Here is a 12,389-nt window from a genome sequence, read left to right on the forward strand (position 1 = left end):
CGTGTGACGGCAGTGACTCCTGGGACAATCGGCGGCATGGCTGACCGCTACGGCTCCGACATCCTCTCCACCGACTGGCGCGCGCCCAAGCGCGGCCGCGCCGTGGAGACCGCGGCCGAGGTCGGCGCCGTGGTCGAGGAGGTCACCACCGACTGGTGCGGCGAGATCGTCGCTGTCGACCGCGACCTCGGCACGCTCACCCTCGAGGACCGGCGCGGCCGTCGACGGGGGTTCCCGCTCGGGCCGGGCTTCCTGCTCGACGGCCGGCCGGTCATCCTCACCGCCCCCGTGCGAGCGGCGGCGCCGACCGGCCCGAAGCGCACCGCCTCCGGGTCGATCGCGGTCCCGAACGCCCCGGCCCGGGTCGCCCGTGCGTCCCGGATCTTCGTCGAGGGTCGCCACGACGCCGAGCTGGTCGAGAAGGTGTGGGGCGACGACCTGCGCATCGAGGGCGTCGTGGTCGAGTACCTCGGCGGCGTGGACGACCTGGCCGACCACCTGGTCGACTTCCGGCCGGGGCCGCAGCGCCGGGTCGGCGTACTCGTCGACCACCTGGTGCGTGGCTCCAAGGAGTCCCGGATCGCCGACGCCATCCGGCGCGGACCGCACGGCTCGTCGGTGCACATCGTGGGGCACCCGTTCATCGACATCTGGCAGGCGGTGAAGCCCGCGCGGCTGGGGCTGCGCGAGTGGCCGACGATCCCCCGCAGCATCGAGTGGAAGAAGGGCGTCTGCCAGCACCTCGGCTGGCCGCACCGCGACCAGGCCGACATCGCCCGCGCCTGGCAGCACATCCTGTCGACGGTGAAGACCTACGACGACCTCGAGCCGGCGCTGCTCGGCCGGGTCGAGGAGCTCATCGACTGGGTCACCGCAGAGGCGCCCGTCGACCCTCAGTAGCGGGACGCGCGGTCCTCGTTGGGCATCACGACCCACAGCACGATGTAGGCGAGGACCTGCGGTCCGGGCAGGATGACCGACAGGACGGCGATCACCCGGACGAGGGTCGGGTCCCAGCCGAAGCGGTAGGCGATCCCGGCGCAGACGCCGGCGATCATGCGGCCGTTGCGGGGGCGGGAGAGGGTCGATGCGCTCATGCCCACGACGGTAGGCCGGTTCGCGGCCGGGATCCATCGGGATCGACCCTGGAGGACCCCTGGGCCCGGCCGTCGGTCGGCCAGGGACGCGGTCAGGGCAGCAGGTCCCGGACCACGCCGTCGGCGAGCAGGCGCCCCTGCCGGGTGAGCACGATCCGCTCACCCTCGACGGTGAGCAGGCCGCGACCGGCCAGGCCGGGGACCGCGGCGCGGCCCTCCTCGTCCAGCACGTCGAGCGTCAGACCGGTGACGAGGCGGAGCTCGAGCAGCACCCGCTCGACGTGCCTGTCCTCGGCGCCCAGGATCTCGCGGGCGTGGGCCGGGCTGACGCCGGCCGCGATCCGGTCGGCGTAGGCGACCGGGTGCTTGACGTTCCACCAGCGCACGCCGCCGACGTGGCTGTGCGCGCCGGGTCCGACGCCCCACCAGTCCGCGCCGGTCCAGTAGAGCAGGTTGTGCCGGCATCGGCTCGCCTCGTCGCGCGCCCAGTTGGAGACCTCGTACCAGCCCAGGCCGGCGCGCCCGAGCCGCTCGTCGGCGAGGAGGTACTTGTCGGCCAGGTCGTCCTCGTCGGGCATGGGCAGCTCGCCGCGCTTGACCCTCCGCGCCAGCGCCGTTCCGTCCTCAACGATCAGGCTGTACGCCGACACGTGGTCCGGCTCGCAGGCCAGGGCCGCATCGACGCTGGTCTCCCAGTCCTGCAGGGACTCGCCGGGCGTGCCGTAGATGAGGTCGAGGCTGACCTGCTCGAAGCCGGCGGCGCGGGCGTTCGCGACCGACCGCGCGACGTTGGCCGGGTCGTGGGTGCGATCGAGGGTGTCGAGCACGTGCGGGACGGCACTCTGCATGCCGAAGGAGAGCCGGTTGACCCCGCCCTCCCGGAGCTCCTGGAGGGACTGCGGCGTGACGCTGTCGGGGTTGGCCTCGGTCGTCACCTCGGCGCCGGCGGCCAGCCCGAACTCGTCGCGGATCGCCTGCACGATCCCGGTCAGGTCGGTGCTCGGGAGCAGGGTTGGGGTGCCGCCGCCGAAGAAGACGGTCTCCACGGGGACGTCCCGGTCGCCCAGCACGCGGCGCGCCTGCCGGACCTCGGCGATCGCCGCCTCGGCGTACGTCTGCCGGCTGGCGCCGGGGTGTCCCCCGTGCTCGACGCTGGGGCCGAGCTCGAGGGCGGTGTAGGTGTTGAAGTCGCAGTAGCCGCAGCGGACCGTGCAGAACGGGACGTGCACGTAGAGGCCGAACGGGCGGGTGCCGAGGCCGGCGAGCGCCGACCCGGGGAGGCTGCCGTCGGCCGGAACGGGGTCGCCGTCGGGCAGCGCGGAGGTCATGGGACCCAGTATCCGGCGGAGCACTCCGTCGGCTGAATCGGCGTCGCGGCGAGGTGGGCTGCGCGTTGGACCGTTATCTGTCGGCTGCGTACCGATCGGGGTCAGAGTGCCGGGTGTTGCGTTAGGCGATCCCTTCGGCCTCGCCAACCACCATTGGTACGCGGAGCCGGCCGCCGGCGTACCGATCGGGACAGGCGTGGCCAATGATGCGCCACACGCCCCCAACGGCTCCACCAGCCACGATTGGTACGCGGAGCCGGCCGCCGGCGTACCGATCGGGACAGGCGTGGCCAATGATGCGCCACACGCCCCCAACAGCTCCACCAGCCACGATTGGTACGCAGACCCGCCGGGCACGCCCGGAGCGGTCAGCGGAAGTCGCGGGACCGGTGCCGGGCGGCGAGCGCGGCGTCGGCGCTCGGGGCGACCTCGCCGAGCCTGGCGAGCCGGTCGGCGGCGAGGTTGGTGACCCCGTCGCTGCGCTCGAGGATGCCGCGGACGAGCATCGCGGAGGACGAGACGGCGATCTTGCGGTGGCGCCGCCAGAGTCCCTCGGTGCAGATGACGTTGAGCATGCCGGTCTCGTCCTCGAGGTTGAGGAACGTGACACCGCCGGCCGTCGCGGGCCGCTGCCGGTGGGTGACCAGCCCGGCGACGGTGACCCGCCGGCCGCCCTCGACCGACGCCAGGTCGCCGATGGAGAGCACGCCGCTTCCGGCCAGCTGGGCGCGCAGGTGGGCGAAGGGGTGGCCGTCCGGAGTCGTCCCCGTCGCCCACAGGTCGGCCAGCGTCAGCTCGACCTCGTCGAGCTCCGGCAGCGGCGGCGCCTCGACGACCGGGGCGGTCCCGGGGAGCTGGTCGGCGGACTCGGTCCAGCCGGCCACCCAGAGCGCCTCGCGTCTCGAGAGGCCCTCCACCGCACCCGCCGTCGCGAGCGCCTCGAGCTGCTCGCGGGTCAGCCGGGCCCGTCGGGAGAGGTCGGCGAGGTCGGCGAACGGCCGCTCGTCGCGCGCGGCGACGATCCGCTCGGCGGTCTCCGTGCCGATCCCCCGGACCGAGTCGAGCCCGAGCCGCACCGCGAAGGCGCCGTCACGGCGGTGTTCCGGCGTCGGGTCGGGCGTGCCGGGCACCCAGGCGGTCTTCTCGGGGTGGTCGCGGAGGCACGCGTCGTGGCCGCCGGTCTCGATGGTCCCGATCCGCTCGCTGGCGCTCGCTACTCGACCAGCGGAAGGGGCGAGCGGCTCGAGGTCGGACATCGCCCCCGAGAGGAGCAGGTCGGGCCGGCGTACGTCCACCCCGTGCCGGCGGGCGTCCTGGACCAGCGACTGCGGGGAGTAGAACCCCATCGGCTGCGCCCGCAGCAGCCCGGCCAGGAAGGCGCCGGGGTAGTGCAGCTTGAACCACGAGCTGGCGTAGACGAGCTTGGCGAAGGACAGCGAGTGTGACTCTGCGAAGCCGAAGCTGGCGAAGGAGAGGATCTGGACGTAGGTCGCATGGGCGACGTCCTCCTCCATCCCCTTGTCGCGCATCCCCTTCAGCAGCTGTGCCTTGAGCGACTCGATCCGCTCGACGCCGCGCTTGGAGCCCATCGCGCGGCGCAGCAGGTCGGCGTCGTCGGCGGAGAAGTCGCCGAGCACCCGGCCCATCTCCATCAGCTGCTCCTGGAAGAGGGGTACGCCGAGGGTCCGCTCGAGCACCGGCTCGAGCAGCTCGTGGGCGTAGTCCACGGGCTCGCGGCCGGTGGCCCGGCGGACGTAGGGGTGCACCGCGCCGCCCTGGATCGGGCCGGGCCGGATCAGCGCGATCTCGATGGCCAGGTCGTAGAAGCAGCGCGGCTGCAGCCGCGGCAGGGTGCCGATCTGCGCGCGTGACTCGACCTGGAAGACGCCGATCGAGTCGGCCCGGCAGAGCATGTCGTAGACGGCCGGCTCCTCCTTGGGGATGGTCGCCAGCTCCCACCGCTCCCCGAGGTGCTCGGCGACGATCCTCATCAGGTGGTCGAGGGCGGCGAGCATGCCGAGCCCGAGCAGGTCGAACTTCACCAGCCCCATGAACTCGCAGGCGTCCTTGTCCCACTGCAGCACGGTCCGCTTCTCCATCCGCGCCCGCTCGATGGGGCAGACCTCACCGATCGGCCGCTCGGTGAGGATCATCCCGCCGGAGTGGATGCCGAGGTGGCGCGGCGCTCCGTGGAACTCCTGCGCCAGGTCGAGCACGCCGTCCGGGACGCCCGCGTCCGGTGGTGCCTCGACGTTGGTCCAGCTCGAGACCTGCTTGGACCAGGCGTCCTGCTGGCCGGGCGAGTAGCCGAGCGCCTTGGCGGCGTCGCGGACGGCCATCTTGGGTCGGTAGCCGATGACGTTGGCGACCTGGGCGGCGTTGTGCCGGCCGTAGGTGTCGTAGACCCACTGGATGACCTCCTCGCGCCGGTCGGAGTCGAAGTCGACGTCGATGTCGGGCTCCTCCTCGCGGTGCTCGGAGATGAACCGCTCGAAGGGCAGCCGGTAGAAGACCGGGTCGATCGCGGTGATGCCCAGCGCGTAGCAGATCGCGCTGGCCGCCGCACTGCCCCGGCCCTGGCAGAGGATGCCCCGGGACCGCGCGAAGGCGACGATGTCGTGGACGATCACGAAGTAGCCGGGGAAGTTCTTGCGGATCACCACCTCGAGCTCGTGGTCGACCCGTTCGCGGGCGCGCTGCACGAACGCGGGGTCGTCCGGGTTGGCCGCGGCGTAGCGCTCGACGAAGCCGTCGGCGACGAGACGCCGCAGCCAGCTGGCCGCGGTCTCCCCCGCCGGGATGCCCCGGCTGGGGAGCTCCGGCTTGGCGGTGCGCAGGTCGAAGGCGCACTCGTCGGCGAGGGTCACGCTCCGGGCGACGGCTCCGGGGAAGCGGGCGAACCGGGCCGCCATCTCGTCGCCGGTGCACAGGTGGGCGGACCCGGCGGGCAGCCAGCCGGCCATCTCGGCCAGGCTGCGCCGGGCGCGGACGGCGGCCATCGCGTCGGCCAGCCGGTGCCGCTCGGGGGTGGCGTAGTGGACGTTGTTGGTGGCGACCGTGGGCAGGCCGGCGTCGGCGGCGAGCTGGGCGAGCAGGTCGTTGTGGGTCGAGTCGAGCGGCAGTCCGTGGTCGGAGAGCTCGACCGCGACGTTGTCGCGGCCGAAGCGGTCGACCAGGCCGGTCAGGGCCTCGGCGGCGGCCCGCGACCCGCCGGCCGGGTCGCGGCGGGCCAGCGCCTGCCGGACGACGCCCTTGCGGCAGCCGGTGAGCACCAGCCAGTCACCGGCGGCCCGCTCGGCGAGCTCGTCGAGGTCGTAGACCGGGCGCCCCTTCTCGTCGCCGCGCAGCTGGGCGTCGGTGATCGCCGCGGCCAGCCGGTGGTAGCCGGCCACGCCGCGGGCGAGCACCAGCAGGTGGCTGCCGCCCGAGTCGGCCCCGGGGTCGGCGACGCCGAGCTGCGCCGTGGTCAGGCCGAGGGAGAGCTCGGCGCCGTAGATCGTCCGCGGAGCCGCCGGGTGCAGCCGGGCCGCCTCGGCGAACAGCGGCGCGCCGTAGAACCCGTCGTGGTCGGTGATCGCCAGTCCGTGCAGCCCCAGCCGGATCGCCTCGATGACCAGCTCGGCCGGGCCGCTGGCCCCGTCGAGGAAGCTGAACGCCGAGTGGCAGTGCAGCTCGGCGTAGGGCGTCCCGGGCCGCTCCGGCGGCGTCACGTCGATGCCCTTGAGTCGCTTCTTGCGGGAGATCGGCGCGTCGTCGCTGCCGGGCTTGGCCGACAGCCTGCGTTCGAGCTCCTTCCACGGGATGGCGGGGTTGTTCCAGCCCATCAGTCGTACGCCGCTTCCGTGACCCAGCCGGCGAGCGTGTCGTCGAAGGTGGCCAGCCAGGCCCGGCCGTCGGTGGCGACCAGCTGGAAGCGGGCCACCCGGCGGCCGCCGCCCGGCTCCCACCACAGCTCCTCGACCGGCCACGGGCCGGCCCACGCGGCGACGGTCAGCCAGCCCTCCCCGGGCTCGCAGTCGCCCGGCCGGAACCGCGCCGGGGGTGCGCTCACCGCGCCACGCCGGCCGACCACCACCGGCCGTCCGGCCGGGTCGACGACGGCGGCGCGGCACGGCTCGGCCAGCACGCGGGCGGGGTAGGGCGGCGGGATGCTGCCCGGCCAGGGCAGCTCGCGCGGCCGCAGCGCCGTCGCGCGGGTGCCCCACGGGACCAGCGCCTGCCGCTCGGCCGGCGACCGGCCGCCCTGCAGGACCGGGGCCACGACCGCCTCCGGGCCGAGCATGCCCTGGACCCGGGCGATGCCCCGCTCCACCCGGCTGTCGGTGCCGCCCCACAGCCCCTCGGCGTGCACCGATTCGGCGACCACCTGCGCGGGCGTCAGCCGGACGCGGGTCACCGGCGACCGGACGTCGCCGGCCCTGAGCGACCCGATCAACTGCCAGTGCAGCCGGTCGACCAGGTCGGCGGAGGTGAACCAGCGCGGGTGCAGCCAGCGCCGCTCCGAGGCGATCTCGCCGTCTCCCCCGTGGTCGGTGGAGACCTGGATGAGCACGTCGGTGCAGACCAGCTGCCGCTCGCCGAGCTGCCTGACGAACGTCTCGGCCGTCCGGCGGGTGCTGAAGCAGACCGCCTCGGCGTCGGCCAGTGGTGGCTCGAAGTCGACGTGGATCGCGAGCTCCGGCGGCGGGGTCCGGGTGTCGAGCGGCCGGGCACCGCTGCCGTGGAGCACGCCGTGCACCCAAGCGGCCCGCTGGCCCAGTCGGCCAGCCACGCTGGCCGCGGGCAGGGCGGCGAGGTCGCCGAGACTGGTGAGCCCGAGCCGCCGGAGGAGGCTGACCGTCTCGGGCTCGTCGAGCGCCTCGACCGGCAGCGGCCGGAGGAATGCGCCGGACTCCCCCGTCGCCACGATCACGCTCTCCTGCACCGGCGCGGTCCGGGCGGCCTGCTCAGCGGTGAACAGCTCGTCGGCGACGCCGACCCGCACGTCGCGGATCCCGATCGCCGTCACGCACTCGGCGAGCACCGCCCCGGCCTCGCTCTCCCCGCCGTAGAACCGGCCCGGTGAGCGCAGCGCGACCAGCCCCGGCCGCAGCGGCGCCACCCCCGGTCGCAGCTCCTCGAGCGCGCCCAGCACCTCCTCGAACGCGCGCGCGTCGCGGTCGGGGTCGGCGTCGAGCACGACCAGCTCCGGGCAGCGGGACTGGGCGTCGCGACGCCGCATCCCCCGGCGTACGCCGAACTCGCGGGCGCTCCGGCTGACCGTCTCGGCCCGGTTGGCGGCGAAGACAGCGGCCGGTAGGTGGGCGGGCAGCGCGAGTGCGCGCAAAGCCGCGACCACCGGCCAGTCGGGGCACCAGACGACGAGCACACGCGGGCTCATCCGACGTCCCGGACGTCCACGACGGGCGCCTCGGCGTGCCGCAGCCTGAGCTCGCCGTCGGGGAACCACAGCTCGGTCCGCCGCGGCGGGGCCGTGCCGCGCTGGACGGCGACGGTCACCTGCCGCGCCCGCAGGTGACCCTCACCACGGCCGGCGCCGGCCCAGCGCGGCGTCTCCACGGCGAGGCGTACGTCGGCGCGCGGCCACGCCCCCAGCGAGACGAGCGCCGCCTCGCGGGTGCGCAGGCGTGCCGCCAGCTTGCTCGCCTGCGCCTCGGTGACCCGACCGGGCGCCCGCACCACGACGACCGTGACCACGTCGACCAGGGCGGCGACCGTCTCGAGCCAGAGGCTCCCGGGGTCGGGGACGAGCACCGTCCGGTCGAGGCGTACGCCGAGCCCGGCGGCCGCCTCGACGCCGAAGTCGGGCATCCCGACCACCGCGCCCCAGCCCCCGACGGCCGAGGGCCCGGCCAGCATCGCGAGGGCGAGCCCGGCGCCGCCGTGCTCGGGCGCGACCGCGTAGGTGCCGCCCGCTCGCAGCTGCACGATCCCGGCCAGCGCCGGGTGGGTGTCGAGCGGTCGCGCGGCCTCGCCGGGGCGACCCTGCAGACGGCTGATCCGCTCCCGCAGGCCGGCGATCTGGGCCCGCTTGTCGGATTGCTCGGCTCGCTCAGCGGGGTTCAGCAGGGTCGGTGATGCCACTCCTCAATGGTCGAACATTTGTTCGAACGACGCAAGTGGAGAGGCCTGTGGAAACTCAAGCGTAGAACGCGGCGAGGCGCTCCTTCTCGTTGGCCTCGACCACGTTGCGCTTCACCTTCATCGACGGGGTCAGCTCCCCGGACTCGATGGTGAGGTCCCGCTCGAGGATCTCCCACTTCTTGATGGTCTCCCACCGGTTGAGCTTGGTGTTGAGCTCCTCGACGTAGCCCTTGACCATCGCACGGGCCTGCTCGGAGACGACGATCTCCTCGTAGGACCTCCCCTCCAGGCCGTTGGCCGCCGCCCACTCGACGATCGCCTCGGGGTCGAGCGAGACCAGCGCGACGGCGAAGTTCCGCTCGGCGCCGAAGACCAGGAACTGGCTGGCGTAGGGGCAGATCGCCTTGAACTTCGCCTCGATCTGGGCCGGCGAGACGTACTTGCCGCCGGAGGTCTTGAAGACGTCCTTGATCCGGCCGGTGATCGTGAGGTAGCCGTCGGCGTCGATCGCGCCCTTGTCACCGGTGTGCAGCCAGCCGTCCTCGGTCAGCACCTGGGCGGTGGCCTCGGGGTTGTTGTGGTAGCCGGCCATCACGTGCGGGCCGCGCAGGAGGACCTCGTCGTTCTCGCCGATCATCACCTCGCTGCCGGGCAGCGCGGGGCCGACGGTGCCGATCTTGTTGAGCTCGGGGTGGTTGACCGTCGCGCCGGCGGCGTTCTCGGTCATGCCGTAGCCCTCGAGGATGAGGATGCCGGCGGCGTTGAACCACTGCGCGATGTCGGGGTTGAGCGCCGCGGAGCCGGAGATGAAGAAGCGCACCCGGCCGCCGAAGCGACTCCGGATCTTGCGGAAGACCAGGATGTCGAAGAGCGTGTGCTGCAGCTGCAGGCCGAGCGGGACGTTCTGCTCGGCGGCCACCAGGGCGTCGTACTTCCGGCCCACCGCGAAGGCCCGGTCGAAGAGCGTCTTCTTCAGACCGCCCTCGGCGTCGACCATCGTGACGATCTTGGCGTGGGCCTTCTCGAAGATGCGCGGGGCGGCGCCCATGAAGGTCGGGCGCACGACACCCAGGTTGTCGACGATCCGGTCGACCCGGCCGTCCACCGCGGTCGGGAAGCCGATCTCGAGCTGGACCGAGAGCAGGACCTTGCCGAAGACGTGGCTCATCGGCAGCCAGAGGAACTGGAGGTCGTCCTCGTGGAGGATGTTCTGCGCCTTGATCGAGGCGCCCTCGTAGACCCACGCGCGGTGCAGCAGGCGCACGCCCTTGGGGCGGCCGGTGGTGCCCGAGGTGTAGACGAGCGTCGCGAGCTGGTCGGGCGCGATGCCCTTGGCGACCTGCTCGATCAGGTCGCCGTGGTCGCCGAGGAAGACCGCGCCGATCTCCTCGAGGTGCTCGAGGCTGATGACCCGATCGCCGTCCGTCCGACCGTCGAAGGTGACGACCTTGACCAGGTCGGGCAGGTCGGCGTCGAGGATCTTGGCCAGCTGGGCGTCGTCCTCGGCGAAGACGATGCGGCACTGGGCGTCGTTGAGGATGTACGCCGTGTCCTCGGCGTTCGTCGACGGGTAGACGGTCGTCGTGGCGGCGCCCGCGCACATCACGGCGAGGTCGGCCAGGATCCACTCGTAGCGCGTGCCCGCGGCGATGCCGATCCGCTGCTCGGGCTCGATGCCGAGGCTGATCAGGCCGGCGGCGAGCTTGGTGACCCGCTCCCCGACCTCGCGCCAGGTCACGGAGTGCCAGTGCTCGCCCTCGTCCTCGCCGTGGCCGTGGTCGTGACCCGCGTCGAGGTGCGGGAAGAGGAAGGCCTCCCCGTCCGGCGAGGCGGCCACCCGCTCGAGGAACTGGACCGCCACGTTGGGTTGCATGTGGTCCAAGAAGCTGGTGTCGGTGCTGAGCGCGGTCATGTCGGAAGTGTTCCTCTTCTTCTCGCGTGGGTCGCAGAGGACCCTAGACGGCCTCCCTACTTGGCGGTAGGTCCCGAGATGTCCACCTTCTCACGTGCCTGCGCGGCGAGTCCCTCGATCCACGGGAGTTCGCTGTGGCGCACCGTCGAGTCAGTCCTGGACCGCCTTGGCGACGGCGATGCTCGCGGTGATCGAGTCCTTGTCCGGCGCCGCGCTCTCCAGCAGCTCGCCCTTGACGTTGACGACCGCGCGCACCACCACCCATGCCCGGGCGCGGTCCTCGTCGAGCCCGGCACCGTCGACCAGGGCGAAGAACCGGTCGCGTACGCCGTCCCGGAGCCGCCCGGCGTAGTCGCCGTAGCGGTTGAGGAGCATCGGCGCGAGCTCGTAGTGCGGGTCCCCGGAGAGCGGCTTCGGGTCGATCGCCCGCCACGCCCTCTCATCCTCGCCCTCGGCCGCGGCCAGGACGTTCGCGAAGTGCAGGTCGGTGTGGACCAGCGTGCCGTCGGTGGCCGGGTCGGTCGCGAAGGAGCGGGCCAGCGACCTGGCCTGCTCGACGAGCCGGTGCGGCACCGGCGCACTGCGGTCCAGGGCGCCGAGCTCCTCGACCCAGCGAGCGGCCTGGGCCGACAGCAGGCGCAGCTGCGGCGGCGCCGCGACGTGCAGGCGCCCGTAGAGGCCGGCGACGATCTCGCACGCCTGCAGGTCCCAGTGCTCGGTCAGGTCCTCATCACCCAGGCGCTCGAGCAGCAGCGCCCAGCGGTGCGGGTCGGCGCGGAGCAGTCGCACCGCTCCGCGCCCGCCCCAGCGCTGCAGGGCCAGCGCCTCGTGCTCGGCCGCCCCGTGCGGCCAGCCGACCTTGAGCACTGCCGCGTCTCCGGCCGAGGTCCGCACGGGCATCACCAGCGCGGTCCGGCCGTGTGTCGCCGGTCCGTCGAGGGTCAGCTCCCACTCCTCGAGCAGGCCGCGTACGACGCCCGGCAGGCCGTCGAGCCACGTCGCCCAGTCCGGTCCGCGGTCGGCGTACGCCAGCAGGGTGCCGGGGAGGGTGAACGTCACGCCCCCATCCCACCAGAGAGCTGATCACTTGCCGATCGGGAAAGCATTCGATAGCTTTCCGATATGGAAAGTGACGAGGTGCGCAGGGCCTTGCGTGACGCGGACCGCGCCGAAGCAGCTCCGTGGACCGACTACCCGCCGACTCCGCGGTGGTACCCGCCGGCAGTCGGCGTGTGGGCCGCGTTGGTCACGCTCGCGTTCGGCGAGATCGACAGCCACCTGCGGGTGGCGGTTGTTCTCGCGCTGGTCGCTGTCGAGATCGGCTTCGTCCGCTGGTATGTGCGCCACCGCGGCGGTGTCATGCCGACCGGGGCGGCGCCGAGGGAGTTCCGCGGAGCGATCGTCGGCTTCGTCGTCGCTGCCGCTCTCATCGTCATCGGGACGTGGGTGTTGGTGACCACCGTCGACGGCTGGGTCGGTGCGGCCGTCGCGCTGGTCACCACCACGGTCGCGATCGGGTGGTACGAGCGGGCGTACGCCGAGGCGGCCAACCGCGCTCGCGAGCGGCTCGGATGAGCGAGACCCCCTCCGCGCTCGACGGGCTGGACCCCGCCCTGACCGCCCCGAAGCGACTGGCGGCGATGGCCCTGCTGAGCCGGTCGGCCGGCGCCGACTTCGCCGCGCTCCGAGCGCACCTCGGCGTGAGCGAGTCGGACCTGTCCAAACAGATGGCGGCACTGGTGGCGGCCGGTTACGTCACCGTGCGCAAGAGCGGCAGGGGCCGCGGCAGCGCGACGACGTACCAGGCCACCCGCGGAGGCAGCAGGGCCTACGCCCGTCACCGCGCCGCGCTCGAGGCGATCCTCGACGGCGCGCCTGCGGACTGACCGCCCTGGCCGTGCGGTGGAGCTGCGCTGCTCCGGACCGAACTCCGTTGACCGGCTCCACCATCGGGTTGGAGGCTGAGCG

At 73.2% G+C, this 12,389-nt stretch carries 10 protein-coding genes; 3 read left to right on the plus strand and 7 right to left on the minus strand.

Annotated elements, in window-relative coordinates; translation table 11 throughout:
• The first annotated feature begins 36 nt into the window (after positions 1-36).
• Positions 37-900: a DUF3097 domain-containing protein gene (locus BM236_RS00255; protein ID WP_091118911.1), complete on the plus strand. Its 864-nt coding sequence runs from the start codon at positions 37-39 to the stop codon at positions 898-900.
• Here BM236_RS00255 and BM236_RS00260 read toward each other — a convergent pair.
• The 7 genes from BM236_RS00260 to BM236_RS00290 all read right to left on the minus strand — a co-directional run bounded on the left by BM236_RS00260 (position 894) and on the right by BM236_RS00290 (position 11,480).
• On the minus strand, positions 894-1,097 hold the full coding sequence (locus BM236_RS00260; protein ID WP_091118913.1) for a PspC domain-containing protein: 204 nt from the start codon (positions 1,095-1,097) through the stop codon (positions 894-896). The two genes, BM236_RS00255 and BM236_RS00260, sit on opposite strands and share 7 nt — an antisense overlap.
• 92 nt (positions 1,098-1,189) lie before the next feature.
• Positions 1,190-2,425 (minus strand): radical SAM family heme chaperone HemW, encoded by a 1,236-nt coding sequence (gene hemW, locus BM236_RS00265; protein WP_091118915.1) that lies wholly within the window; start codon positions 2,423-2,425, stop codon positions 1,190-1,192.
• A 368-nt stretch (positions 2,426-2,793) separates the two neighbouring features.
• Positions 2,794-6,249, minus strand: coding sequence for an error-prone DNA polymerase (locus BM236_RS00270; RefSeq protein WP_091118917.1), 3,456 nt, complete (start codon positions 6,247-6,249; stop codon positions 2,794-2,796).
• Positions 6,249-7,805, minus strand: a complete 1,557-nt coding sequence (locus tag BM236_RS00275; protein ID WP_091118918.1) for a DNA polymerase Y family protein — start codon at positions 7,803-7,805, stop codon at positions 6,249-6,251. The genes BM236_RS00270 and BM236_RS00275 overlap by 1 nt, the downstream gene beginning before the upstream one ends.
• On the minus strand, positions 7,802-8,509 hold the full coding sequence (locus BM236_RS00280; protein ID WP_091118920.1) for a hypothetical protein: 708 nt from the start codon (positions 8,507-8,509) through the stop codon (positions 7,802-7,804). The genes BM236_RS00275 and BM236_RS00280 overlap by 4 nt, the downstream gene beginning before the upstream one ends.
• A gap of 55 nt (positions 8,510-8,564) precedes the next feature.
• On the minus strand, positions 8,565-10,421 hold the full coding sequence (locus BM236_RS00285; protein ID WP_091118921.1) for an AMP-dependent synthetase/ligase: 1,857 nt from the start codon (positions 10,419-10,421) through the stop codon (positions 8,565-8,567).
• A 150-nt stretch (positions 10,422-10,571) separates the two neighbouring features.
• Entirely contained in the window at positions 10,572-11,480 is a 909-nt protein-coding gene (locus BM236_RS00290) for an aminoglycoside phosphotransferase family protein (RefSeq protein WP_091118923.1), read from the minus strand.
• Positions 11,481-11,543: 63 nt separating this feature from the next.
• Here BM236_RS00290 and BM236_RS00295 point away from each other — a divergent pair, with 63 nt between their 5' ends.
• Together BM236_RS00295 and BM236_RS00300 are read left to right on the plus strand one after the other, a co-directional pair.
• Positions 11,544-11,996, plus strand: coding sequence for a hypothetical protein (locus BM236_RS00295; RefSeq protein WP_091118924.1), 453 nt, complete (start codon positions 11,544-11,546; stop codon positions 11,994-11,996).
• Positions 11,993-12,307, plus strand: coding sequence for a transcriptional regulator (locus tag BM236_RS00300; RefSeq protein WP_139229981.1), 315 nt, complete (start codon positions 11,993-11,995; stop codon positions 12,305-12,307). The genes BM236_RS00295 and BM236_RS00300 overlap by 4 nt, the downstream gene beginning before the upstream one ends.
• Positions 12,308-12,389: the final 82 nt, after the last annotated feature.

Source organism: Nocardioides terrae (assembly GCF_900112345.1).
Taxonomy (GTDB): Bacteria; Actinomycetota; Actinomycetes; order Propionibacteriales; family Nocardioidaceae; genus Nocardioides; species Nocardioides terrae.

Excerpts from the sequence above, each read along its gene's own strand:
- BM236_RS00255 (WP_091118911.1), top strand. The coding sequence starts at position 37 with ATGGCTGACCGCTACGGCTCCGACATCCTCTCCACCGACTGGCGCGCG.
- BM236_RS00260 (WP_091118913.1), bottom strand. The coding sequence starts at position 1,097 with ATGAGCGCATCGACCCTCTCCCGCCCCCGCAACGGCCGCATGATCGCC.
- hemW (WP_091118915.1), bottom strand. The coding sequence starts at position 2,425 with ATGACCTCCGCGCTGCCCGACGGCGACCCCGTTCCGGCCGACGGCAGC.
- BM236_RS00270 (WP_091118917.1), bottom strand. The coding sequence starts at position 6,249 with ATGGGCTGGAACAACCCCGCCATCCCGTGGAAGGAGCTCGAACGCAGG.
- BM236_RS00275 (WP_091118918.1), bottom strand. The coding sequence starts at position 7,805 with ATGAGCCCGCGTGTGCTCGTCGTCTGGTGCCCCGACTGGCCGGTGGTC.
- BM236_RS00285 (WP_091118921.1), bottom strand. The coding sequence starts at position 10,421 with ATGACCGCGCTCAGCACCGACACCAGCTTCTTGGACCACATGCAACCC.
- BM236_RS00295 (WP_091118924.1), top strand. The coding sequence starts at position 11,544 with ATGGAAAGTGACGAGGTGCGCAGGGCCTTGCGTGACGCGGACCGCGCC.
- BM236_RS00300 (WP_139229981.1), top strand. The coding sequence starts at position 11,993 with ATGAGCGAGACCCCCTCCGCGCTCGACGGGCTGGACCCCGCCCTGACC.